Annotated in this window: 22 protein-coding genes; 13 read left to right on the top strand and 9 right to left on the bottom strand. The window is 71.4% G+C overall.

Going from position 1 to position 22,479, the window contains the following annotated elements; translation table 11 throughout:
- Positions 1 to 39: 39 nt before the first annotated feature.
- From DA075_RS24030 to DA075_RS23985, 10 genes are all read left to right on the top strand, one after another.
- Entirely contained in the window at positions 40 to 648 is a 609-nt protein-coding gene (locus DA075_RS24030) for a nicotinate-nucleotide adenylyltransferase (RefSeq protein WP_099955364.1), read from the top strand.
- Between the two features lie 305 nt (positions 649 to 953).
- Positions 954 to 1,253, top strand: coding sequence for a ribosome silencing factor (gene rsfS / locus DA075_RS24025; RefSeq protein ID WP_331254789.1), 300 nt, complete (start codon positions 954 to 956; stop codon positions 1,251 to 1,253).
- 33 nt (positions 1,254 to 1,286) lie between these two features.
- Complete coding sequence (gene rlmH, locus DA075_RS24020; protein WP_099955363.1) at positions 1,287 to 1,775, top strand: 23S rRNA (pseudouridine(1915)-N(3))-methyltransferase RlmH; 489 nt, start codon at positions 1,287 to 1,289, stop codon at positions 1,773 to 1,775.
- An 83-nt stretch (positions 1,776 to 1,858) separates the two neighbouring features.
- Positions 1,859 to 3,127, top strand: a complete 1,269-nt coding sequence (locus DA075_RS24015) for a murein hydrolase activator EnvC family protein (RefSeq protein ID WP_099956772.1) — start codon at positions 1,859 to 1,861, stop codon at positions 3,125 to 3,127.
- Complete coding sequence (locus DA075_RS24010; RefSeq protein ID WP_099955362.1) at positions 3,127 to 4,455, top strand: S41 family peptidase; 1,329 nt, start codon at positions 3,127 to 3,129, stop codon at positions 4,453 to 4,455. Before DA075_RS24015 ends, DA075_RS24010 begins: the two co-directional genes overlap by 1 nt.
- A 151-nt stretch (positions 4,456 to 4,606) precedes the next feature.
- Positions 4,607 to 5,800, top strand: coding sequence for a divergent polysaccharide deacetylase family protein (locus DA075_RS24005; protein WP_099955361.1), 1,194 nt, complete (start codon positions 4,607 to 4,609; stop codon positions 5,798 to 5,800).
- A gap of 81 nt (positions 5,801 to 5,881) precedes the next feature.
- Positions 5,882 to 6,415: an RNA pyrophosphohydrolase gene (locus DA075_RS24000; protein ID WP_099955360.1), complete on the top strand. Its 534-nt coding sequence runs from the start codon at positions 5,882 to 5,884 to the stop codon at positions 6,413 to 6,415.
- 34 nt (positions 6,416 to 6,449) lie between these two features.
- Positions 6,450 to 7,142 (top strand): DUF2939 domain-containing protein, encoded by a 693-nt coding sequence (locus DA075_RS23995; RefSeq protein ID WP_099955359.1) that lies wholly within the window; start codon positions 6,450 to 6,452, stop codon positions 7,140 to 7,142.
- A gap of 216 nt (positions 7,143 to 7,358) precedes the next feature.
- Entirely contained in the window at positions 7,359 to 7,793 is a 435-nt protein-coding gene (locus tag DA075_RS23990) for an Hsp20 family protein (RefSeq protein ID WP_048451641.1), read from the top strand.
- 91 nt (positions 7,794 to 7,884) lie between these two features.
- On the top strand, positions 7,885 to 8,136 hold the full coding sequence (locus DA075_RS23985) for a BQ00720 family protein (protein WP_099955358.1): 252 nt from the start codon (positions 7,885 to 7,887) through the stop codon (positions 8,134 to 8,136).
- Positions 8,137 to 8,438: 302 nt separating this feature from the next.
- On the opposite strand, the gene DA075_RS23980 is transcribed toward DA075_RS23985, so the two are convergent.
- The 6 genes from DA075_RS23980 to DA075_RS23955 all read right to left on the bottom strand — a co-directional run bounded on the left by DA075_RS23980 (position 8,439) and on the right by DA075_RS23955 (position 16,759).
- Positions 8,439 to 9,737, bottom strand: a complete 1,299-nt coding sequence (locus DA075_RS23980) for a M16 family metallopeptidase (protein WP_099955357.1) — start codon at positions 9,735 to 9,737, stop codon at positions 8,439 to 8,441.
- Between the two features lie 79 nt (positions 9,738 to 9,816).
- Positions 9,817 to 11,181: a M16 family metallopeptidase gene (locus DA075_RS23975; protein ID WP_099955356.1), complete on the bottom strand. Its 1,365-nt coding sequence runs from the start codon at positions 11,179 to 11,181 to the stop codon at positions 9,817 to 9,819.
- Positions 11,182 to 11,602: 421 nt separating this feature from the next.
- Entirely contained in the window at positions 11,603 to 12,259 is a 657-nt protein-coding gene (locus DA075_RS23970; RefSeq protein WP_099955355.1) for a hypothetical protein, read from the bottom strand.
- A 130-nt stretch (positions 12,260 to 12,389) separates the two neighbouring features.
- Positions 12,390 to 12,887, bottom strand: coding sequence for a signal peptidase II (lspA, locus tag DA075_RS23965; RefSeq protein ID WP_099955354.1), 498 nt, complete (start codon positions 12,885 to 12,887; stop codon positions 12,390 to 12,392).
- Between the two features lie 9 nt (positions 12,888 to 12,896).
- Complete coding sequence (ileS, locus tag DA075_RS23960) at positions 12,897 to 15,869, bottom strand: isoleucine--tRNA ligase (RefSeq protein ID WP_099955353.1); 2,973 nt, start codon at positions 15,867 to 15,869, stop codon at positions 12,897 to 12,899.
- A 281-nt stretch (positions 15,870 to 16,150) separates the two neighbouring features.
- On the bottom strand, positions 16,151 to 16,759 hold the full coding sequence (locus DA075_RS23955; protein WP_099955352.1) for a cadmium resistance transporter: 609 nt from the start codon (positions 16,757 to 16,759) through the stop codon (positions 16,151 to 16,153).
- A gap of 80 nt (positions 16,760 to 16,839) precedes the next feature.
- Between DA075_RS23955 and DA075_RS23950 the strand changes: the two genes are divergently transcribed.
- Positions 16,840 to 17,094 (top strand): hypothetical protein, encoded by a 255-nt coding sequence (locus DA075_RS23950; RefSeq protein WP_099955351.1) that lies wholly within the window; start codon positions 16,840 to 16,842, stop codon positions 17,092 to 17,094.
- Between the two features lie 88 nt (positions 17,095 to 17,182).
- On the opposite strand, the gene DA075_RS23945 is transcribed toward DA075_RS23950, so the two are convergent.
- Positions 17,183 to 18,178, bottom strand: a complete 996-nt coding sequence (locus DA075_RS23945; RefSeq protein ID WP_099955350.1) for a bifunctional riboflavin kinase/FAD synthetase — start codon at positions 18,176 to 18,178, stop codon at positions 17,183 to 17,185.
- 276 nt (positions 18,179 to 18,454) lie between these two features.
- Here DA075_RS23945 and DA075_RS23940 point away from each other — a divergent pair, with 276 nt between their 5' ends.
- Both DA075_RS23940 and DA075_RS23935 read left to right on the top strand, forming a co-directional pair.
- A complete protein-coding gene (locus tag DA075_RS23940) occupies positions 18,455 to 18,838 on the top strand; it encodes a response regulator (protein WP_048452414.1) in 384 nt (127 codons plus the stop codon).
- A 288-nt stretch (positions 18,839 to 19,126) separates the two neighbouring features.
- The gene (locus DA075_RS23935) at positions 19,127 to 19,657 is read left to right on the top strand and encodes a protein phosphatase CheZ (RefSeq protein WP_099956771.1); all 531 of its coding nucleotides are present in this window, start codon (positions 19,127 to 19,129) and stop codon (positions 19,655 to 19,657) included.
- A gap of 65 nt (positions 19,658 to 19,722) precedes the next feature.
- Here DA075_RS23935 and DA075_RS23930 read toward each other — a convergent pair whose 3' ends face one another.
- Together DA075_RS23930 and ade are read right to left on the bottom strand one after the other, a co-directional pair.
- A complete protein-coding gene (locus DA075_RS23930) occupies positions 19,723 to 20,628 on the bottom strand; it encodes a TIGR01459 family HAD-type hydrolase (RefSeq protein WP_099955349.1) in 906 nt (301 codons plus the stop codon).
- 145 nt (positions 20,629 to 20,773) lie between these two features.
- Complete coding sequence (gene ade / locus DA075_RS23925; RefSeq protein ID WP_099955348.1) at positions 20,774 to 22,450, bottom strand: adenine deaminase; 1,677 nt, start codon at positions 22,448 to 22,450, stop codon at positions 20,774 to 20,776.
- Between the last annotated feature and the right edge of the window lie 29 nt (positions 22,451 to 22,479).

The following is a 22,479-nucleotide window of genomic DNA, read 5'->3' as shown; positions in this document are numbered from 1 at the left end:
ACCTGAAGGCGGGAGGCGCCACGCTCCGGAACCGCGCGCGTGATCGTGCGCCTGCCGCCCCTCGCGCCGGGCCTGCGGGTCGGCCTCTATGGCGGCTCGTTCAACCCGGCCCATGCCGGCCACCGGCATGTCAGCCGGCTGGCCCTGCGGCGCCTCGCCCTCGACCGGATGTGGTGGCTGGTGAGCCCCGGCAACCCGCTCAAGGACCGCAGCCACCTGCCCGACGCCGCCTCCCGCGCCGCGGGCGCCCGGGCGGTGGCGCGCGACCCGCGGATCGCCGTCACCGACTTCGAGGCGGGCCTGGGGGTTCGCTACACCGTCGAGACCCTGACCTGGCTCACCGCGCGGCACCCGGAGGTCCACTTCGTCTGGATCATGGGCGCCGACAGCCTGGCGAGCTTCCATCGCTGGCGCGGCTGGCGCACGATCGCCGCCCGGATGCCCATCGCGGTGATCGACCGGCCGGGCTACACCCTGCGGGCCATGGCGTCCCCCGCCGCCCGGGCGCTCGCGGGCTCGCGCCTCGACGAGGCCGCCGCCCCGACCCTGGCCGACCGGGCGCCGCCGGCCTGGGTCTTCCTCCACGGGCCGCGCAACAGCCTGTCCTCGACGGCTCTGCGCGCCGCCACGGTCCGGTCCACGTCCTGATCGCGGGCGATTGCCAGGGAGCTTGCAAGGGATTTGCGCGGCCCCAGCTTGAAAATTCGCCATCGGTTCGCCACTGTCACCGTCTAATGGCATCGGCACCGCGTATGCCGCGGGCAACATCGTCTCGTGGCGCCACCGGGTGCCTTCATCGACAGGGGCCGGCACTGAACGACGCAATCTCTCACGAAGCTCATGACAACGAGCTTCCCGTGCAGCCCGATGCGCAGGAATCCCGGCAGCAATCCCGGATCGACGCGCCCGAGGCCGCGGACATGAGGTCGGTTGCCCTCGCCTGCCTCGAGGACATGAAGGCCGAGGAGACGGTCGAGATCGATCTCGCCGGCAAGACCTCCATCGCCGACGCCATGATCATCACCTCCGGCCGCTCGCAGCGCCATGTCGGCTCCATCGCCGACAAGGTGATCCAGGAGCTGAAGAGCCGCGGCTTCGGCAATCCCCGGGTCGAGGGCCTGCCGGCCTGCGACTGGGTGCTGATCGATGCCGGCGACCTCCTGGTCCACATCTTCCGGCCCGAGGTGCGGCACTTCTACAATCTCGAGAAGATTTGGGGCGCCGACCGGCCGGCCGACCGCCTCGCCGGCTGACCGCACGCAGCGCAGACGGACGGACACGCCGCCATGCGGCTCGCCCTCGTCGCGGTGGGCCGCCTCAAGCGCGGCCCGGAGCGCGACCTCGCCGAGGAGTATCGCGGCCGCGCCGACGCGCTGGGCCGCAGCCTCGGCTTCGCCGCCGTGCAGCTGACCGAGATCCCGGAGAGCCGGGCCCGGCGCGCGCCGGACCGCTGCGCCGAGGAGGCGGGCGCGATCCTGGCGGCGATCCCGCCGGGCGCCGCCGTGCTCGTCCTCGACGAGGGCGGCAGGGCGGTGACGAGCCTCGCTTTCGCCGACCAGCTCGGCGCGTGGCGCGACGGCGGGCGGCCCGGTCTCGCCATCGTGATTGGCGGCGCCGACGGCCTGGATCCTAGTGTCAGGGCCAGAGCGGACCTCATCTTCGCCTTCGGGGCCGCCACCCTGCCGCATGGGCTCGTCCGGGTCCTGGCCCTCGAGCAGCTCTACCGGGCCATGACGATCCTCTCCGGCCATCCCTATCACCGCGGCGCCCCGTGACCCGAGCGCTCCCCCCCGCCATCGCCGCGCTCCTGACGGCCGCGACCCTCGCCTGCGCCCAGCCGGCGCCAGATGCGGATCCCGTGGCGAAGGCTCAAGATCCCGTGGCGAAGGCACAAGATCCCGTGGCGAAGGCCCAAGCCGAGAAGGACCGGCGGGCCGAGAGCCTGCGGGCGATCGACGCCGCGCTCCAGGCCAGCACCGAGACCCGGGCCAAGCTCGAGCGCGAGGTGGCCGAGATCAAGGGCGACGGTGCCCGCCTCAACCAGGCCCTGATCGACGCCGCCCGCAAGGCGCAGGAGGCGGAGGACCGCATCTCCGAGCTGGAGGCGCGGCTCCAGACCATGGCGGGCAGCGAGACGGCGCTGCGCCGCTCGCTGGAGGCCCGCCGCGGCGTCATCGCGGAGGTGCTGGCGGCGCTCCAGCGCATGGGACGGCGCCCGCCGCCGGCGGTGCTGGTGCGGCCCGAGGACGTGCTCGCAGCGATCCGCACCTCGATGCTGCTCGGCGCCGTGGTGCCCGAATTGCAGGGCGAGGCCGAGACCCTGGCCGGCGACCTCGCCGAGCTGGTGCGCCTGCGCGGCCTCATCGCCGCCGACCAGGAGACCCTGCGCGGCGACATCAAGGGCTGGGCCGCCGAGCGCCAGCGCCTCACCGCCCTCATCGCCGCCCGCCAGGCCCGCCTCGGCGAGGCCGAGAGCGGCCTGACGGCCGAGCGCGAGCGCGCGACGGGACTTGCCGGCCAGGCCCGCTCCCTCAAGGATCTGGTCGACCGCCTGGACGGCGACCTGGCGAATGCCCGCCGCGCCGCCGGCGCCGCCAAGGAGGCGGCCGAGGCCGAGAGCCGCGAGACCCGCGAGCGCTTCGCGGCGGCGGCCCTGCGCGATCCGGCGCGGCTCGCCCCCAAGGTGCCCTTCCCCCAGGTGCGCGGCCTGGTGCCGCGCCCGGTGAGCGGCGAGGTGGTGCGGACCTTCGGCAGCCCGGACGGGGCCGGGGGAACGAGCCGCGGCATATCGCTCATGACGCGCCCGCGGGGCGTCGTCTCCTCTCCGGCCGACGGCTGGGTGGCCTATGCGGGGGCGTTCCGCTCCTACGGTCGTCTCTTGATCATCAACGCAGGCGACGGCTACTATCTGCTCCTGGCGGGCATGGACCAGATCAACGTCGAGGTGGGTCAGTTCGTGCTCGCGGGGGAGCCGGTCGCCGTGATGGGAGACACGGGCGCCGCACCTTCGGCAGGAGCCGGTGGGCGGAACGATCCCGTCCTGTACGTCGAGTTCAAAAAAGACGGTGGCTCCATCGACCCGGATCCTTGGTGGGCCAAAGGGTCAAGCGAGAAGGTTCGCGGATAATGCGCAAAGTTTCCCTCGTCCTGTTCGGAGCCATGTTGGGCGCCGGGACGGCTACGGTGGCGACCCAGACCCACCTGCTCTCGAGCACGAGCGCCGTCGCTGCCTCGGCCGAGACCTATCGCCAGCTCAGCCTGTTCGGCGACGTGTTCGAGAAGATCCGCACCGACTACGTCGAGAAGCCCGACGAGGGGAAGCTGATCGAGGCGGCCGTCAACGGCATGCTGACCTCCCTCGACCCGCATTCGAGCTACATGGACGCCAAGAGCTTCCGTGACATGCAGGTGCAGACCCGGGGCGAGTTCGGCGGCCTCGGCATCGAGGTGACGATGGAGGACGGCCTGATCAAGGTCGTCACCCCGATCGACGACACGCCGGCCGCCCGCGCCGGCCTGCTCGCCAACGACATCATCACCCAGATCGACAACGACCAGGTCCAGGGCCTGACCCTCAACCAGGCCGTCGACAAGATGCGCGGCCCGGTCAACTCGCCGGTGAAGCTCAAGATCACCCGCAAGGAGGCCAAGGACCCGATCGAGGTCACGCTCAACCGCGACCTGATCCGGATCAAGCCCGTGCGCTCGCGCACCGAGGGCGGCGACATCGGCTATATCCGCCTGACCCAGTTCAACGAGCAGACCTATGACGGCCTGAAGGCCGCCGTGGACAAGATCGCGACCGACCTGCCGGGCGACAAGCTCAAGGGCTTCATCATCGACCTGCGCAACAATCCGGGCGGCCTGCTCGACCAGGCGGTGATGGTCTCCGACGCCTTCCTCGACCGCGGCGAGATCGTCTCGACCCGCGGCCGCAACCCGGACGAGACCCAGCGCTTCTCGGCCAAGTCCGGCGACCTGACCAAGGGCAAGCCGGTCGTGGTGCTGGTCAATGGCGGATCGGCCTCGGCCTCCGAGATCGTCGCCGGCGCGCTTCAGGACCACAAGCGGGCGACGGTGCTCGGCACCCGCTCCTTCGGCAAGGGGTCGGTGCAGTCGATCATCCCGCTCGGCGGCAACGGCGCCCTGCGGCTTACCACCGCGCGCTACTACACCCCGTCCGGCCGCTCGATCCAGGCCAAGGGCATCGAGCCGGACCAGGAGGTGCTGCAGGACGTGCCCGACGAGCTGAAGGGCAAGGACGAGACCAAGGGCGAGGCCGGCCTGAAGGGCCACCTGAAGCAGAAGGACACCGAGGAGCGCGGCGGGTCGTCGGCCTATGTCCCGCCGGACCCGGCCAAGGACAAGCAGCTGATCGCCGCGATCGACTTCCTGCACGGCGTGCAGAAGGGCGCCGCCAACACCGCGAAGACCACCGTCCCGAACCCGAACTGATCGGCCGCGTCTCCTAACGGTGTCTCCCGGGCGCGGGACGCGCCCGCCTTAACGCCGCATTTACCACGAAGGCCCGCAATACCGGTCGAACGACCGGCGCTGCGGGCCTTCCGCTTATCTAGCAGCGACACGGTCGCGGGACCTCACGCCAGTGCCGCTCGCGTCCGACACCATCCTGACCCGTCCCCTCGGGCTGAGGGGCGAGGCGACCGCCCGCGTCCAGCGCTGGCGCGCCGCCCTGCAGCCGCGGCTGCTCGCCGGCGCCGCCCTCGGCGCAGGCGCCCTCGCGCTCGCCGCCTTCCTCGTCCTCAGCGACGACCCGCTCGCCGGCGAGCCCTATGCGATCGCCGCCATCACGATCCGGGCACCGAGCGCGCCGGCGCCGGAGCCGGCCGTTCCGTCGCGTCCCGACCCCGCGAGCCGCAGCGCCGGCGAGGTCGAGCGGGCCTCGGGCGTCGCAGTGAGCCGGCCGGACGGCGCGACCGCGCCGGATTCGGTGGTGATCCGGGTGCCGGGCAACGCCCCGATCCAGCTGAACCCCGCCCCCGACCCGCGTCTCGCCGAGCGCGGCCGCTACGGCACATTGCCGAAGATCGGCCCGGACGGTGCCCGGTCCCTCGACGTCTATGCCCGCCCCGAGGCCTCGGGGCTGGAGCGGGGCGGGGCGGTCGCCGGCCGCATCGCCCTCGTGGTCTCGGGCCTCGGCATCGGCCAGGCGGCGACCCAGGACGCGGTGCAGCGCCTGCCGCCGGCGGTCACCCTGGCCTTCGCGCCCTACGGCGCCGACGTCACCCGCAGCGCCGCCCGCGCCCGCGAGGCCGGGCACGAGGTGATGGTCCAGGTGCCGATGGAGCCGTTCGACTATCCCGACAACGACCCCGGCCCCCAGACCCTGCTGGCGGGGGCCAAGCCGGCCGAGAACCTCGACCGCCTCGCCTTCGTGCTTGCCCGGGTGCCCGGCGCGGTCGGGGTGACGAACTTCATGGGCGCGCGCCTCACGGCCGAGGCTGCTTCCCTGGAGCCGGTCCTGCGCGAGATCGGCGCCCGCGGCCTCGGCTTCCTCGACGACGGCAGCTCGCCGCGCTCGCTCGCCCGCGACCTCGCCCGCAAGGCCAAGGTGCCGGCGGCCCGGGCCGAGATCGTCGTCGACGCGGTGCCGCGCCCGGACGCGATCGACCGCGAGCTCGCTCGCCTGGAGGAGGCGGCGCGCAAGGCGGGCTTCGCGCTGGGCTCCGCCACCGCCCTGCCGCTCTCCATCGACCGCATCGCCCGCTGGGCGCGGGACCTCGAATCCCGCGGCATCCTGCTGGTCCCGGCGAGCCGAGCCATGCGTTCCGGACCCTGAATCGCGGCCCTACCCCCTCTCACCCCGCAATTTTGCCGGATGGTCGGTCCACAGACGGGGAAATTGCTCTAAGGTCGCCTCATGGCACCGCTTCACCGCTCCGAGGCCGCCCTGGCCAGCCTTCCCTACCGGCCCTGCGTCGGCATCGCCCTGTTCAACCGCGACGGGCTGGTCTTCGCCGGCCATCGGCGGCACGAATCGGCCGATCTCGGCGCCCATGCCTGGCAGATGCCGCAGGGCGGCATCGACGAGGGCGAGGCACCGCGCGACGCCGCCCTGCGCGAGCTCTACGAGGAGACGAACGTCGCCCCCGCGTCGGTGCGCCTGCTGGCCGAGGCGCCGGGCTGGTACTCCTACGACCTGCCGACCTTTGCGGCGGGCAAGCCCTGGAAGGGGCGCTACCGCGGCCAGACCCAGAAATGGTTCGCCTTCGCGTTCGAGGGTGACGAGCGCGAGATCGACATCCTGCGGCCGGGCGGCGGCGCCCACAAGGCGGAGTTCGACGGCTGGCGCTGGGAGCCGCTGGCCAACCTCGCCGAGTTGGTCATTCCGTTCAAGCGCCCGGTCTACGAGCAGGTGATCGCCGCCTTCGCCCACCTCGCGCGCCCCGCGTGACCGGCCTCGCGCACCCTCCTGCCGGCGATCGGGCATGACGCGCTGGTGGCTCGCGGGCCTGGCGGTCCTGCTCCTGTGGATCGCCTACGGTGTCTCGCCCTACATCGCGCTCTACCGCCTGTCGCAGGCGGTGCAGGCGCATGACGCCGCCTCCGTGGCGCAAAGGGTGAACTTCCGCACTCTGCGTCTGTCCCTGACCAAGCAGGCCCTCGCCGCGGCGGTCGACGGGATCTCGGCCCGCCGCGACCTGTCGCCCCGGGAGCGCACCATCCTGACCGAGGCGAGCGGGGCGCTGGCCGAGCCGCTGGTCGAGTCCCTGGTCACGCCCGAGACCCTGATCGACCTCCTCGACGACGGCTGGCCCGTGCGCGCCGGCCTCGCCCGCGATGGTGCCCGGGAAAGCGCACGCGACACGGCCCGCGAGGACGCGCCCGGCGAGACGACCTCCGCATCCGGCGCGACCCCGAGGGCCGTGACCCCGAAGGCCAAGGACGGCCTCGGCCTGCATGCCTCGACATTCAGCCAGCTCTTCGCCCTGTTCCGCTCGGCCGAGCCGCGGGGCTTTCGCGGCATGGTGGTGAGCTACCCGCCCGACCGGCCGCTCGAGAGCCGCTTCCGCCTGCGCCTGCGCCTGCGCGGCTGGACCTGGCGCCTCGTCGACCTGGAGCTGCCGAGCGCGTTGCGCGAGCGGATCAGGGAACGGCTCACCGGGGCGATGCAGCGCTGAGACCGCTTTCCGGGACGCCTTGTCTCTCCTGGACGGCAATCGTTGCCCGCGACGGGAGCCCTGCCCGCGATGGGAGAGCCTGCCCTTGATGAAAACCTTGGCGCCCCTCATATCCTAGACCGGGCCGGCGGAGTTGCGGTCGGTCCCGACGGGCGCTGCGGATGCGGGCCCGGGATCCTGACCGAAGTGCCTCCGCAACAGGGCTTCGCCGACACCATGACGCGTCCATCGCCGTTCGGGCACCCATTCCTGCTGGGCTTCGACGAGATCGAGCAGGCGCTCGACCGCGTCGCCAAGGCCGCCAACGACGGGTACCCGCCCTACAACATCGAGCGCCTGCCCCGCACGGAGCGGGAGCCGGAGCGGCTGCGTATCACCCTGGCGGTGGCCGGCTTCACCCGCGACCAGCTCGACGTGACCCTTGAGGAGAGCCAGCTCATCGTCCGCGGCCGGCAGGCCGACGACAAGAGCCGAACCTTCCTGCACCGGGGCATCGCCGCGCGGCAGTTCCAGCGCGCGTTCCTGCTCGCCGACGGCATGGAGGTGCTGGGCGCCGACCTGTCGAACGGGCTGCTCTCGATCGACCTCGCCCGGCCCGAGCCCGAGCGCATCGTGCGACGGATCGACATCGGGTCGCGCGACGCCGACTGAGCATCCCCATATCGTGTTCACCCCGGTCGGCGGGCCGCTTCGGGACCTTTTGCCGACCACCGTCCTGCTGCCTTTGAGAGGAGGGCGCATCATGTCCGACACCACCCTGAACCTCGATCCCACCGCGCTCGCGGCCCTCGGCGAGGGCCACGTGGCCTATGTCCGCGCCATGCGCTCGGAGGAGGTCAAGCGCCTCTTCCCGCAGGCCCCGGACCTCACCCCCGGCCTCGACGTGTTCGCCCTGCTCTCGGCGAGCGGCGCTCCGATCCTGCTCACCGACAGCCGCGACGCCGCCTTCGCCAATGCCTGGGCGCATGACCTGCAGGCGCTGAGCGTGCATTGATCCGGCGGCCCGGGATGCCGATGTGAGGCATCCCGTCGATCATGGGCCTGCCCGTGATCGACGGGGCCACCGATCTGTCTCGAAACGTGGAGACCAGGCCCGGATCTTCCGGGCCTTTTTCATGGGCTTCATCGCCGGCCGAAGGCTCGCCTTCGGGGAGTCAGATCGTCGAAGCCGGCGCGTCGACATCGGAGCCGGCGCGCAGCCTGTCTTCTATCGATCCCGGGGTTCCGCCGCTCTGCTCGCTCCTGCGAGCCCGTGGATCGGACGATCGGGGCGATCGCGGGATCGCCCCCACCCCCTCACATCGCCGTCGGCCGCCCGGCCGCCACCACCAGCAGCTTCCCGTCCCCCAGGGTCCGGGCCGCCGCGCGGCGGATATCGCCCTGCGTGACCGCGCCGATCAGCCCGTTGCGGCGCGCGATGTAGTCGATGCCGAGGCCCTCGAAGGCGATCTGCACGAGCTGGTGGGCGATCTTGGTCGAGGTGTCGAAGTTGAGCGCGTAGGAGCCGGTGAGGTAGTCCTTGGCCTTCTGCAGCTCGTCGTCGGAGGGGCCGTCGCTGGTCAGGCGAGCGATCTCGTCGGCGATCACCGTCAGGCACTCGGCGACGCGCTCGTTCTTGGTGGCGGTGTAGCCCCAGGTCATCGAGGCGGCGCGGTGGCTCACCAGCGAGGTGCCGACGGAATAGGCAAGGCCGCGCTTCTCGCGCACCTCCTGGAAGAGCCGCGAGGTGAAGGCGCCGCCGCCCAGGATGTGGTTGAGCACGTAGGCCGGGATGAAGTCGGGATCGCGCCACGGCACGCCGTCGGTGCCGAACCGCAGCACCGATTGCGGCACGTCGAGATCGACGACGATGCGCCGGCCCAGGCCCGTGATCGTGGTCGCGGGCACGGCCGTGAGGTCGCTACCCTCCGGCAGGGCGCCGAAGGCGGCGTCGAGGGCGCGCAACAGGGCCTCCTCGCCGATGGCACCGACCGCCGCCACCTTGACCCGGCCGCGGGCGAGGAGGCGCCGATGCATCGCCACGAGGTCGTCGCGGGTGATCGACGACACGCTCTCGATCGTGCCGGAGGAGGGCCGGCCGTAGGGGTGGCCCGGATAGGCCTCGGCGAAGAAGCGGCGCGAGGCCATCACGCCGGGATCGTTCTGCTGGTATCGCAGGCCGGCCAGCATCTGCGCCCGCACCCGCTCGATCGCCGGCTGGTCGAAGCGGGGCTGGGCGAGGGCGAGCGCCAGGAGCTCGATCGCCTCGTCGGTATGCTTGACCAGCATCTTGAGCGAGCCGCCGATGGCGTCCGGCCCGGCATGGAAGCTCAGCTCGATGGCGCGGGCGGCGAGCCGCTCCTGGAAAGCGTCGGAATCGTGCGGCCCGGCGCCCTCGTCGAGGAGGCGGGCCAGCATCTGGGTGGTGCCGGCCTTGCCCTCGGGATCCTGCGCGGCGCCGCCCTCGAAGGTGAAGGCCAGGGCGACCAGCGGGACGACCGGCGATTCGACGTGCCAGGCCTCGATTCCGCGGGCCGAGAGGATGGGACGCGCCTGGGTCGGGGACGAGGAGTCCGGGGCGGCGGCAGTGCGGGAGACGGCGTCGGCCGGGGTCATGAGGACCTCTTGTTGTGTCTTAGAAACGGAAAATCCGCCCGGTGGCAAAAGGCCCCCGGGCGGGTCCTGGTGGAGGGCGTCAGGCGGCGGCCGCGGCCGCAGGGCCCTTGATCAGGTAACCGGTGACCGAGCGGGCCGGCACCAGGTAGCGCTCGGCCGCCGCCGCCAGGCGGGCGGCCTGCACCGCCTCGATCTCGGCGGGCCAGCGGCGCACCTCCTCGATGCTCTCGCCGATGGCGAGCGCCGAGCCGAAGATGCGGGCGAGCGACGACTGGCTGTCGGAGGAATAGACCGTCTCGGCGACGAGCCGGGTCTTCGCCCGCTCGATCGCGGTGGCCGACAGGGCCTCGGACGGGGCGCGGGCGAGCGCCCGGTCGAGGGCCTCCTCCAGACCCTCCAGGCTCACGCCCTCCGCCGGCACGGCGTAGACCGAGAAGCGGGTGTCGTCGATCGCAGAGCCCATGTACCAGGCGCCCGCATTCACCGCGACGCCCTGCTCCAGCACCAGGCTGCGGTAGAGGTAGGAGGTCGGCCCGCCGCCCAGCACCTCGGCCAGGAGCTCCAGGGCGTGGCTCTCGCCGTCGCGGGCGGTCATGCAGGACGGGGTGAGGTAGAGCCGCTGCAGGGTCGGCTGCTCGACCTTCGGGTCGGCGACGCTGAGGCGGCGCGCCGCCCGCGGCTCCGGCTCCCGCGGCCGCGCCCGCTGCGGCCGGGCTCCCCGGGGCGCCACCACCCCGTAGGTGTCGTCGGCCAGCCGCCGGACCTCGTCGGCGGTGACGTCGCCGGCGACGACCAGGATGGCGTTCTCCGGGGTGTAGAAGCGGCGGTAATAGTCGAGGGCGTGGGTGCGGTTCAGCTCCTCGATCTCGTGCATCCAGCCGATGATCGGAATGCCGTAGGGGTGGTGCACGAACAGCGAGGCCGCCATCGCCTCGGAGAGCTGCGCCGCCGGGTCGGTCTCGACCCGCATGCGGCGCTCCTCCAGCACCACGTCGCGCTCGGGCGCCACCACCGCGTCGTCGAGGATCAGGCCGGTCATCCGGTCCGCCTCGAAGCTCATCATGGTCTTGAGGTTCTCGCGGGCGACGCGCTGGAAGTACGCCGTATAGTCGAACGACGTGAAGGCGTTCTCCTGGCCGCCCAAGCTCGACACCGCCTTCGAGAAGGCGCCGACCGGATGGGTCTCGGTACCCTTGAACATCAGGTGCTCGAGGAAGTGGGCGATGCCGGACTGGCCGAGCGGATCATCCGCCGAGCCGTTGCGGTACCACACCATGTGGGTGACCACCGGGGCCCGGTGGTCGGGCACCACCACCACGTCGAGGCCGTTGTCGAGCACGAAGGACGCCACTTCGGGACCGCCCGCCTCCGCTCGGCCGAAGGGCGCCGCGTCGGTGCGCAGGGTCGCGCCGACGGGGCAGACGAGGCCGGGGGCGGGGCGCATCCTGAATGGGGACATCCTGATCTACCTTAGCCGGGCGGCCGGATGGGCCACCCGTGTTGGATCGTGAACCGGCTCGCTTAAGAGAGGCTTGCGGCTCATGCGAGTCACGGGCCAGCGGGGCGTCCGAGCCGGCCGGTGGCCGGCCACCGGGGTCGCTGGCCGTTAGAGACCCTGTTCTAGTGCATTTTGTGGCAGGGGGGACCCGAGAACTGCGGAGAAATGCAGCCAGCGCAGATCGGATGGAATCTGGCCCAATTGAAGCGTGGCCGTGAATTCATCGGAAGCTTGGCCTCCCTTCCGCCAGGGTAGCCCTTGGGACAATCCGGCCCGAAGCCCTGCATCCGGAGCGGGTCTTGACCAAGCAAAACCCCGGGCCGCTGGTGCGGCCCGGGGCGTGAAACTCACGACGATCTCGGAAATGTTACTGGCGGGAGCGCAGATAGGCGCCGGGATCGGCCTCTTCGCGGTCGGACTTCATGCCCATCGGGCCGCGCTCGGTGCGGGCGACCTTGCCGTTCGGCGCCTTGCGGTAGCCGGTCGGCGGCGCGGTCAGCGAATCGCGGGAGGGCTCGACGTCGGGCAGGTTTGGATCCTCGTCCTTCTTGCCGGCGAAGAGCTGCATCGGGTTGAGCCAGAACGACTCCTTGACGTTGTCGCCCGGCTTGTAGGTCGGCTCGGTCTCCAGCCCCGCGCCCTCGCGCCGGCCGGCCCGCATCTCCTGGATCGGCAGCGTCGCGTTGTTGTCGCTCATCCGGCCGCCATAGCCGCGGGTGATCGGCTTGCGGTCCTCGGCGGCGCGGCGGTCGCGGGCGGCGGTCTCGGGATCGGTCGGCCATTGCGGGTTGGCCTCGCGCACGGCGCGGCGGTCGACCGGCGGCGGCAGGGCGGCCTTGTCCATCTTCGGCGGCAGCACCAGCGGCGCGCGCTCCCGGTAGGTGATGGTGGGCCGCTCGGGCTCGATGAGGCCGATCGACGACAGGGCGTTCTTCATCGCGACGCCCTCCTGGGCGTGCGCGCTCGCCGACACGGCGAGGCCCGCGACCGTCACCGCGGCGAATATCGTGCGCTTGTCGAGCATGCTGGCCCCTTGCCTGTTCCGCCCCCTGGTTGCGATCCTGGGTGGTGGCGGTTTCGGGCGAAGGTATGGCGTGGCCGTGAGCAGGCGCAACGCCGGGGAGCGGCGTGGCACCCGCGACACACAAGCGATTTTAGGTCGGCTCCTGCGTTGCCGGGGCGCGGCGGCGCTCCAGCACCAGCCCGTCATAGAGGAGCCCGACCACGCCGAAGACGATGCCGGCATCCGCCACGTTGAACACGTACCAGGACCAGGCGCCGGCATGCAGGTGGACGAAGTCGAACACCGCCCCGTAGGCGGCCCGGTCGATGGCGTTGCCGATCGCCCCGCCGACGATCAGCCCGAGCGACCCGGCGAGCCAGCGGCTGCCGGCCCGCGCCATCCACACCGACAGTGCGACGCAGGCCACCAGCGACACGCCCACCAGCACCCAGCGCCCGAGCGCCGAATCCTGCTGGAACAGCCCGTAGGAGACGCCGCGATTCCACACCACGATCAGCTGCGCGAAGGGCGCGAGCACCACCGGCTCGCGCAGGGGCAGATCGGCGAGGAACAGGAGGCCGAGCTTCGTCCCCTGGTCCAGGACCAGGGTGACGAGCGCGACCAGGAGGCCGAAGGGGAGGGGACGCATCCCCCGTCCCTACTCGGCCGCCTCGGCGTGGAGCGCGTCCCACTCGCGCAGGGCCTGCGCGTCGCGGGGCGTCACGTCCGGGTAATCCGGATCGCTGCCGACGCTTGGCAGCACCTTCCACGAGCGGGCGCATTTGCGCCCTTGCGCGAGTGCCGGCACCACCGCGACGCCCTTGACCTCGTCGAGCCGGAACGCCTCGGCCGGACCCTCGCCGGCCTCGACCGCGATGTCGGAGGTGATGCAGACCTCCGCGAAGTCGATGCCGTCCAGGCTCGCCAGCAGGTCCGGATCGGCGACAAAGACTTTTGGCGCGGCCTCCAGGCTCGCGCCGATGCGCTTGGCGGCGCGCTCGATCTCGAGGGCGCCCGTCACCACCCGGCGCACCCGGCGGATCTTGGCCCAGTTCTTGGCCAGGGCCTCGTCGCGCCACGCGGCGGGGGTCTCCGGCAGGGTCTCGGTGTGCACCGAGCCGGCCTCGGAGGGGTAGCGCGCGAGCCAGGCCTCCTCGGCCGTGAAGGCGAGGACCGGGGCGAGCCAGACCGTGACGCGCTTGAAGACCTCGTCGACCACCGTGAGCGCGGCCCGCCGGGTCTCCGACGAGATCGGATCGCAGTAGAGCGCGTCCTTGCGCACGTCGAAGTAGAACGACGACAGGTCGCCGGTCATGAAGCCGTTGAGCAGAGCCACCACCCGCTTGGTGTCGAAGGTGCGGAAGGCGTCGCGGATCTCGGCATCGAGCTCGGCGAGGCGGTGCAGGATGAAGCGCTCCAGCTCCGGCATCGCCTCAGGCGCCACCCGGTCCTCGGGCCGGTGATGGGCCAGCGTGCCTAGCATCCAGCGCAGCGAGTTGCGCAGCTTGCGGTAGGTCTCGGAGAAGGTCTTGATGATCTCCGGGCCGATGCGCAGGTCGTCGGTATAGTCCGAGGCCGCCACCCACAGGCGCAGGATGTCGGCGCCCGAGCCCTTGATGACGTCCTGGGGCGCGACGACGTTGCCCTTCGACTTCGACATCTTCTCGCCCTTGGGGTCGAGGACGAAGCCGTGGGTCAGCACCACGTCGTAGGGCGCGCGGTCGCGGGTGCCGCAGGATTCGAGCAGCGAGGAGTGGAACCAGCCGCGATGCTGGTCCGAGCCCTCGAGATACATCACCGTATCCTGCCCGCCGTCGCGGCGGCGGCGGATGCCGGCGAGGCCCGGGAACTGCTCGGGATCATCCAGAGTGAAGGCGTGCGTGGACCCTGAATCGAACCACACGTCGAGGACGTCGGTCACCTTCTCGTAGGAAGCCGGGTCGTGCTCCGGCGCGAGGAACCGGGCGCCGTCGGCATCGGTGAACCACGCATCCGCCCCCTCCGCCGCGAAGGCGGCGTGGATGCGGGCATTGACCGTCTCGTCGCGAAGAATCTCGCCGGTCTCGCGGTTCACGAACACCGTGATCGGCACGCCCCAGGCGCGCTGGCGCGACACCACCCAGTCCGGGCGGTTCGCGATCATGCCGGTGATGCGGTTCTGCCCCTGCGGCGGCACCCACTGGGTGACGGCGATCTCGCGCAGGGCCACGTCGCGCAGGGTGGCGCCGTTGAGCGTCGCCACCGGCTTGTCGAGGGCGATGAACCATTGCGGCGTGTTGCGGAAGATGACCGGCTTCTTCGAGCGCCAGGAATGCGGATAGCTGTGCTTGAGCGTGCCGCGGCCGACGAGCGTTCCGGCCTCGGTCAAAGCGGCGATCACCGCCTTGTTGGCGTCGCCCTTCTGACCCTTCTCGTCGAGGACGCGCTTGCCGGTCAGGCCGGGGGCGGCCTCGGTCAGCACGCCGTCGGCGTCGACCGTGTAGGGGATCGCCGTCTCGATGCCGCGCTCGCGAAGCTGGCGGCCGTTCGCCATCCAGACCTCGAAATCCTCGCGGCCGTGGCTCGGCGCCGTGTGGACGAAGCCGGTGCCGGCCTCGTCGGTGACGTGCTCGCCCTCCAGCATCGGCACGGCATGGCCGTAGCCGGGATTCCAGCCCGCCAGGGGATGCGCCAGGGTCAGGCCGGCCAGCGCCTCGGGGGTGACGTCGCTCAGTCGCTCGTAGCTCTCGACGCGCGCTGCCTTGAACACGTCGCCCGCCAGTTTGTCAGCAACAACGTAACGAACACCAGGTTGAGACCAGTTCTCTTGAGGAGCAGCAACGACACGATACAGTCCGTAGGAAACTTTTTTGGAGTAGGCGACGGCCCGGTTGGCCGGGATCGTCCAGGGAGTGGTGGTCCAGATGACGATCCGGGCGTCTTGCAAGTCCGGGGCCGTCTTGGTCTCGACGACCGGGAAGGCGGCCCAGATGGTGTCGCTGACGTGGTCCTCGTACTCGACCTCGGCCTCGGCGAGCGCAGTCTTCTCGACCACCGACCACATCACCGGCTTGGAGCCGCGATAGAGCTGGCCGGTGGTGGCGAAGGTCATCAGCTCGCGGGCGATCGCGGCCTCGGCCGGATAGGCCATGGTCAGGTAGGGATGGTCCCAGTCGCCGGTGACGCCGAGCCGCTTGAATTCCTCACGCTGCACCGACAGCCAATGCTCGGCGAAGGTCCGGCACTCGCGCCGGAACTCGACCACCGGCACCTCGTCCTTGTTGCGGCCGGCGGCGCGGTACTGCTCCTCGATCTTCCACTCGATCGGCAGGCCGTGGCAGTCCCAGCCCGGGACGTAGTTGGCGTCGTGGCCCAGCGCCCCTTGGGTGCGGACGACGATGTCCTTCAGGATCTTGTTGAGCGCCGTGCCGATATGGATGTGGCCGTTGGCGTAGGGCGGGCCGTCGTGGAGCACGAATTTCGGCCGCCCGGCCGCCGCCTCGCGGATGCGGGCATAGAGGTTGGTGCGGGCCCAGCGCTCCAGGATCTCCGGCTCGCGCTGCGGCAGGCCGGCCCGCATCGGGAACTCGGTGACCGGCAGGAACAGGGTCTCGGAATAGTCGCGCCCGGCGGCAGGCTTTTGCTCGGTCATAGGGGATTCAAGGCTCGTCTGACGGGCACCAGGCCGGTACGAACCGACCGGGGCCTCGAGGGAATCGCGGCGGAAACGGCAGCAACCCGGCCTTCCGCGCGGCCGCGAGCGGCCCTCAGGCGGAAGCCGGGCTCGTAATTCGCCGGATGGCGACGCGGCGCGGGTGCGATTCGGTCATCCGGCGCTTCTAGCAGCGGCGGGCGGGCGGGGGAAGCGGGGTGTTCGACGGACCGGCCAGTGCGGTTCGGCCCACGGCGAACGGCATGGTATCGTTGCGTCAGTCAACCGGGGGACGCCCACCCCGTGACCCACGACAGCGTCCCGGCCTTGACCAGCACCATCGCCCCGATCCCGATCAACACGACCGGCGTCGCCACCCGGCCGATCCGGCGGATCGGGGCTCCCAGAGCCGGGTGGTGCACGAGCCAATGGGCGAGGCCGAGCCAGAGCGCCGTCATGACGGCGAAGGCGGCGACGAACAGGAGGAGCCGGGGAGCCGACGAGGTGGCGAAGACCGGGGTGTAGATGCCGAGATTGTCGCCGCCATTGGCGATCGTCACGCCGGCCACCGCCAGCGCGTTGCCGAAAGAAGCCGTCCCGGTCCCGACCTCATCCTCCGCGTCGGCCCGCAGGGCGAGGAGGCGGCGGGAGCCCAGGGCGACCGGCACGAGGCCGAGGAGGCCGAGCCAGGCCGGGGGCACGACCAGGGACAGGAGCGCGCCGGCGAGCGAGGCCAGGACCAGGGCGGCGATGCCGAGGCATTGGCCGACGACGATCTGGCGCGGGCGGTAGCGCGGATCGGAGAAGAAGCCGATCAGCACGAAGACGTCGTCGATGTTGGTCGAGGCGAACAGCGCGATCGCGACGCCGAGATCGGCCAGAGGAGTCATGAAGGTCCGATGGAAGGGGCCGGAACGGGGCGCGGCGTCGCGCGGTTGACGGACAGGCTCAGTGAAGCCGGAGCTTCGCCATGAAAGTCTCGGCCATGCGGAGGCTGCTCTCCGCCTTCGCGCTCGCCGCCCTGTCGATCCTCCCGACCGCCGCCCTGGAGCGGAGGGTGCCGCCGCGACCGATTCCGGAGGATGTCGACGTGACCGGCACGGTGACGCCGACCGACCCGTTGCTGATTCCCGACGAGGACAGGGGAACGATGCGGCGCACCAAGCGCCAGCGGGGACGTGACGCCGACACCGAGGCGCCGATCCGCGAGTTCATCCCGGAATAGGCGGTCAGATAACCGGCACGTCACCTCACTGGGTCACCCGAGCCAAGTCGCCCGAGCCAAGTCACCCGAGCCAAGTCACCCGACCAAGTCACGCCAGCATCGAGGGCGTGCGGTCCTCGGCCAGCATCCGTCGTGCCTCGGCCGCATCCTCGTGCATGCGGGCGACCAGCGCCTCGGCACTGTCGAACCGAGCCTCGCCGCGGATGAAGCCGACGAACTCCACCGCGATGCGCTGGCCGTAGAGGTCGCCGGAAAAATCAAACAGGGTGGTCTCGAGGAGCGGGGCGCCGTCGTCGAAGGTCGGGCGGCGGCCGTAGCTCGCGACGCCGTCGCGCACGCTGCCATCGCCCAGGCGGGCGCGGACCGCGTAGATGCCGTGGGCGAGCGCGCAGGCATCGAGCGCCACGTTGGCGGTGGGGAAGCCGAGGGTGCGGCCGCGCTTGTCGCCGTGGCGCACCTCGCCCTCGACGAACCAGCGATAGCCGAGGAGGTGGTTGGCGGTGGCGACGTCGCCCGCCTCCAGGGCGGCCCGGATCGCGCTCGACGAGACCGGCGCCTCGCCGCCGCCCGCCGCCACCGCCGGCACGATCCGGCAGGCGAGGCCGTTCTCGGCGCAGAGCGCCTCCAGCATCGCCGGCGTGCCCTCGCGGCCGCGGCCGAAATGGAAATCGTGCCCGATGACCACGCCCGACAGGCCAAGCTCGCCCTTCAGGGTGTCGGCCACGAAGGCCGCCGCGCTCGTGCCGGCCAGCGCCGCGTCGAAGCGGCGCACGAAGGCGCCGTCGATTCCCAGGCGCCGCAGCACGGCCAGCTTCCCCGTCTCGCCGGTGAGGCGGAACATCGCCGTGTCGGGAGAGAAGAAGGCCCGCGGATGCGGTTCGAAGGTGAGGACCGCGCTCGGCCGGCCGAGATCCGCCGCCAGCTCCCGCACCGCCGCGATCAGCGCGCGGTGGCCCTGGTGGATGCCGTCGAAATTGCCGAGCGCCGCCACCGCACCGTCCAAGCCCGCGGGCACCGGCTCGCCGTCGCGATGGACCGGGAAGGGCGACGCGACGGGGCGCGGGGCAGTCTCGTCGCGCGGCATTCCGGGTCCTTGGCTGACGATGCAGGGGGCTCTGTGAAGGCGGCCGGACCCTGTCGAAATCCGCCCCGTGGGTCAAGCCGCAAGGAGGCGGCCAAGATAGGGCGCAAGACCAGGCGGCCGAGACATGGGCAATCGCTGCCGGGCGGGTTAACCCCTTCTCAAGAGGGGCGGACTTACAAGCTGAGACCAGAAGCGCCACCCGGTGCTTCCCCTGATGATCCAAGCGGGGTTCGTCGCGCACGGGGATGCGTCGCGCCCGCGAACGGAGCCGTAACCATGGCCCTTGACCTCGGCATGCCGATCCTCGTCGTGGACGACTACCAGACGATGGTCCGCATCATCCGCAACCTGCTGAAGCAACTCGGCTTCGAGGACGTCGACGATGCCTCCGACGGCACCGGCGCCCTGGCGAAGCTGAAGACGAAGAAGTACGGCCTCGTCATCTCCGACTGGAACATGGAGCCGATGACCGGGTACGAGCTGCTGCGCCACGTCCGGGCCGACGACGCCCTGCGCACCACGCCGTTCATCATGGTCACCGCCGAGTCGAAGACCGAGAACGTCATCGCGGCGAAGAAAGCCGGCGTGAACAACTACATCGTGAAGCCCTTCAACGCCCAGACGCTGAAGACCAAGATCGAGGCGGTCTGCGGCGCGTGATCGCGCCGGCTCGGTGACGCGGCGCGTCTCTCGGGCGCGGGATCGTGCGGCCGGACCCGAAAGGCCAGCCGCGCCTCCCGCGCCGGACCGCCCACCGAGCTTGGTGAATCCTGCGGCAAGAGCTGCGCCCAGGATCGCTGCGCCTCGGACGACCTGCCTTGAGATGATCCGATTCGGGACATTCGATCCAAGAACAACCCATTCGCGGGGAGCGATCACGTGCTCAGGCAGATGACGGCGGGGCCGCGATCCGCCCTCAACCGGCTGCTGGGCGGCCAAGAGGCGCCCATGGCTCGCGCGACCAGAACCGAACCGGCGGGCCAGGCGATCCCGGTCACCGAGCTGCTCGAGATCGCCGACTACATCACCAAGCTCAAGCGGGGCATCGCGGCTCTGCGTGCGCAGGAGCTCACCCGCGACCGCATCCCGATGGCGCATGACGAGCTCGGCAGCGTCGTCGCCGCCACCGCGAGCGCCACCAACCGCATCATGGAATCGGCCGAGGCGATGCTGGCCATCAAGGCCAAGACCCTCGACGAGTATCGCGACCAGGTCGAGGCGCATATCGGCGACATCTTCGAGGCCTGCACCTTCCAGGACATTACCGGCCAGCGCATCTCCAAGGTGGTGGAGGCCTTGGGCCAGCTCGAGAAGCGCCTGTCGCAATTCTCGACCGTGGTGAACGTGCGCGACGGCGAGGCCGAGCACGACCCGGAGGAGGCCCGCCGCAAGGCCCGCGCCGAGGCTCTGCTGCTCAACGGACCCCAGCTCAAGGGGCCGGCAACCCCGCAGGACGCGATCGACGCCCTGTTCTCCTGAGCGGGGATCGTTCCGACGACCTCGGACCGGGGTGCGGCTCGCCGCGCCCCGGTTTCTCGTCGTGGCTACCAGCGCAGCAGGTCGATCACCGCGTCCGGATGGACGGCCTGCGCGTCGAGCCAGTGGGCGATGTCGCCGAGCGGCGCGCCCGCGGCGATGCCCAGCTCCTCGGCGTGGATGCCCCGCGCGACCAGCAGGGACGCGACGCCGAAGGCCCGTGCGCCGGCGACGTCGGTGCGGATCGCGTCGCCGATGGCGAACACCCGGTCGCGGGGGAGGGGGGCGCCGTGATCGAGCGCCTCCGCCGTCGCGAGCGCCGCCTCGTAGACCGGGACGTACGGCTTGCCGGCATAGACCACCGCGCCGCCCATCTCCTCGTAGAGCGCCGCCACGGCACCCGCACAGGGAATCAGCCGGTCGCCGCGCTCGACCACGAGATCGGGATTGGCGCAGATCAGGGTCACGCCGCGCGCCGCCCAGGGCTCCAGCACGGCGCGGTAATCCGCCGCCGTCTCGGTCTCGTCGTCGAGGAGCCCGGTGACGACCACGTGGGCGGCCTCGTCCGGCCCGCCGCGGGCGAGGTCGAGGCCGTCGAAGAGCGGCAGGTCGCGGTCGGGCCCGACATGATGCATCGGCGCGTCCGCCCGCTCCGCCATCAGCCGGCGGGTCAGGTCGCCCGAGGTGACGATGGCGTCGTAGGCGGTGCGGGGCACGCCGAACCCGTCGAGCAGCCCCTGCACGGCGCTGCCGGGCCGCGGTGCGTTCGAGAGCAGCACCACCCGGCGCGGCCGTGGACCCGGCAGGGCGCGAAAGCGCGTCAGCGCCTCGCCCGCCGCCCGGTGGGCGCGGACGCCGTCATGCAGCACGCCCCAGACGTCGCACAGGATCAGGTCGAAGCCGGATGCGATCTCGGCGATCCCGTCCAGGATCGCGACCTCGCCCGGATGCGCTGCGCGGATCATCTCGGCCATTCCTGCCACCTTTGCCCGCCTCGGCCTTGCTGCATCGCAGCAGAGAGTCGCATCGGGCTTAAAGGCGGTTCGCCCCGAACGCAACGTGTCGGGCGACCGATCGTGAAATCGTTTACAGGAAGAGATGTCACAGGATAAGGAGACGTCACAGGATCATCATGCGATCGACGTCGACGAGGCCGCGATCGGTGATCTTCAGGTGCGGGATCACCGGCAGCGGCAGGAAGGCGACCTGCAGGAACGGCTCGGGGAGCGTGCAGCCGAGCCGGCGGGCGGCCTCGCGCAAGGGTGGCAGCGCGTCGCGCACCGCCTCGAAGGGCAGATCGCTCATCAGGCCGGCGATCGGCAGCGCCAGCTCGGCCAGGATGCCGGTCTCGTCCGCCACCACGAACCCGCCCTGCAGGGTGATCAGCCGGTCGACCGCCCGCGCCATCGCCTCCGGGTCGGCGCCGACGACGCAGAGATTGTGGCTGTCATGCCCGACCGAGGAGGCGATGGCACCGCGCCCGAGCCCGAAGCCCTGGACCAGGCCGCGGCCGATGCTGCGCGTGCCGTGGCGCGCCACGACGGCCACCATCGCCACGTCCTGGGCGACATCCGGCACGCCCGAGAGCGTCAGCCGGCGGTGTTCGGTGATGATCCGGCCCGGTACCACGCCGATCACCGAGGTCTCGCCGGCGGGAACCGGCACGGCGAGGTCGGAGGCCGTCACCGGCTCGGCCCGCACGCTGCCGCGGCCCGGCGGCGGGGTGACCGTCCGCGTGGCGAACAAGGCCTCCTCGACGAGGCGGCCGGCGGAGAAGACCGAGGAGACCGCGCAGGAGTCGAGGTCGTCGAGGAGCACGATGTCGGCCCGCTTGCCCGGCGCGATCATCCCGCGATCGGTGAGCCCGAAGGCGGCGGCGGCGCTGAGCGAGGCGGCGCGGTAGGCGGCCAGGGGCGGAACGCCGAGGGTGATCGCCGTGCGGATCAGGTAGTCGAGATGGCCTTCCTCCGCGATGTCGAGGGGATTGCGGTCGTCGGTGCAGAAGGTGAGGAACGGTGCCGTCCGCTCGGTGAGGATCGGAGCGAGCGCGTGCAGGTCCTTCGAGACCGAGCCCTCGCGGATCAGCACGATCATGCCCTTGCGGATCTTCTCCAGGGCTTCCTCGGCGCTCGTCGCCTCGTGGTCGGTCCGGATGCCCGCCGCCGCATAGGCGTTGAGGGCGGCGCCCGACAGGAGCGGCGCGTGGCCGTCGATGTGGCGCCCGGCGAAGGCCGAGAGCTTGGCGAGGCAGCCCGGATCGGCCCCGACCACCCCGGGGAAGTTCATGAACTCGGCGAGCCCCAGCGACCGGGGATGGTCGCGATAACGCGACAGGTCGGCGGCCTCGATCCGGGCGCCGGCGCTCTCGAGCCCGGTCGCCGGCACGCAGGAGGAGAGCTGGACCCGGATGTCCATCACCGTCTCGCCGGCCGCCGCGAGCGCGTAGTCGAAGGCGGCGGTGCCAAGCACGTTGGCGATCTCGTGAGGATCCCAGATCGCCGTGGTGACGCCGTGCGGCAGCACGCAGCGGTCGAATTCGTGCGGGGTGATGAGCGAGGATTCGACGTGCAGGTGGGTGTCGATGAAGCCCGGGACGGCGATGCGCCCCTCGGCCTCGATCACCCGGGCGCCCTGATAGGCGCCGTAGGTCCCCACCACCGTGTCGCCGCAGACCGCGATGTCGGTCGTCACCAGCTCGCCGGTGACGAGGTCGAGGAGGCGGGCGCCGCGAATCACCAGGTCGGCGGGCTCGCGGCCCGCTCCTTGCGCGATCCGGCGGGCGATGAGGTCCGGCATCGGGGGCCTTTCTGCTGCGAAAGTCCCCC

This window comes from Methylobacterium currus (assembly GCF_003058325.1).
GTDB classification, from domain to species: domain Bacteria; phylum Pseudomonadota; class Alphaproteobacteria; order Rhizobiales; family Beijerinckiaceae; genus Methylobacterium; species Methylobacterium currus.
Note: the sequence above shows the minus strand (reverse complement) of the source record. Positions and strands in the feature narration are given on the sequence as shown.

What these genes read in the sequence shown, in the direction of transcription:
- rsfS (WP_331254789.1), top strand. Translation starts at nt 954, where the DNA reads ATGAAGGCCGAGGAGACGGTCGAGATCGATCTCGCCGGCAAGACCTCC.
- rlmH (WP_099955363.1), top strand. Translation starts at nt 1,287, where the DNA reads ATGCGGCTCGCCCTCGTCGCGGTGGGCCGCCTCAAGCGCGGCCCGGAG.
- DA075_RS24010 (WP_099955362.1), top strand. Translation starts at nt 3,127, where the DNA reads ATGCGCAAAGTTTCCCTCGTCCTGTTCGGAGCCATGTTGGGCGCCGGG.
- DA075_RS24000 (WP_099955360.1), top strand. Translation starts at nt 5,882, where the DNA reads ATGGCACCGCTTCACCGCTCCGAGGCCGCCCTGGCCAGCCTTCCCTAC.
- DA075_RS23995 (WP_099955359.1), top strand. Translation starts at nt 6,450, where the DNA reads ATGACGCGCTGGTGGCTCGCGGGCCTGGCGGTCCTGCTCCTGTGGATC.
- DA075_RS23990 (WP_048451641.1), top strand. Translation starts at nt 7,359, where the DNA reads ATGACGCGTCCATCGCCGTTCGGGCACCCATTCCTGCTGGGCTTCGAC.
- DA075_RS23985 (WP_099955358.1), top strand. Translation starts at nt 7,885, where the DNA reads ATGTCCGACACCACCCTGAACCTCGATCCCACCGCGCTCGCGGCCCTC.
- DA075_RS23980 (WP_099955357.1), bottom strand. Translation starts at nt 9,737, where the DNA reads ATGACCCCGGCCGACGCCGTCTCCCGCACTGCCGCCGCCCCGGACTCC.
- DA075_RS23975 (WP_099955356.1), bottom strand. Translation starts at nt 11,181, where the DNA reads ATGCGCCCCGCCCCCGGCCTCGTCTGCCCCGTCGGCGCGACCCTGCGC.
- DA075_RS23970 (WP_099955355.1), bottom strand. Translation starts at nt 12,259, where the DNA reads ATGCTCGACAAGCGCACGATATTCGCCGCGGTGACGGTCGCGGGCCTC.
- lspA (WP_099955354.1), bottom strand. Translation starts at nt 12,887, where the DNA reads ATGCGTCCCCTCCCCTTCGGCCTCCTGGTCGCGCTCGTCACCCTGGTC.
- ileS (WP_099955353.1), bottom strand. Translation starts at nt 15,869, where the DNA reads ATGACCGAGCAAAAGCCTGCCGCCGGGCGCGACTATTCCGAGACCCTG.
- DA075_RS23955 (WP_099955352.1), bottom strand. Translation starts at nt 16,759, where the DNA reads ATGACTCCTCTGGCCGATCTCGGCGTCGCGATCGCGCTGTTCGCCTCG.
- DA075_RS23950 (WP_099955351.1), top strand. Translation starts at nt 16,840, where the DNA reads ATGAAAGTCTCGGCCATGCGGAGGCTGCTCTCCGCCTTCGCGCTCGCC.
- DA075_RS23945 (WP_099955350.1), bottom strand. Translation starts at nt 18,178, where the DNA reads ATGCCGCGCGACGAGACTGCCCCGCGCCCCGTCGCGTCGCCCTTCCCG.
- DA075_RS23940 (WP_048452414.1), top strand. Translation starts at nt 18,455, where the DNA reads ATGGCCCTTGACCTCGGCATGCCGATCCTCGTCGTGGACGACTACCAG.
- DA075_RS23935 (WP_099956771.1), top strand. Translation starts at nt 19,127, where the DNA reads ATGGCTCGCGCGACCAGAACCGAACCGGCGGGCCAGGCGATCCCGGTC.
- DA075_RS23930 (WP_099955349.1), bottom strand. Translation starts at nt 20,628, where the DNA reads ATGGCCGAGATGATCCGCGCAGCGCATCCGGGCGAGGTCGCGATCCTG.
- ade (WP_099955348.1), bottom strand. Translation starts at nt 22,450, where the DNA reads ATGCCGGACCTCATCGCCCGCCGGATCGCGCAAGGAGCGGGCCGCGAG.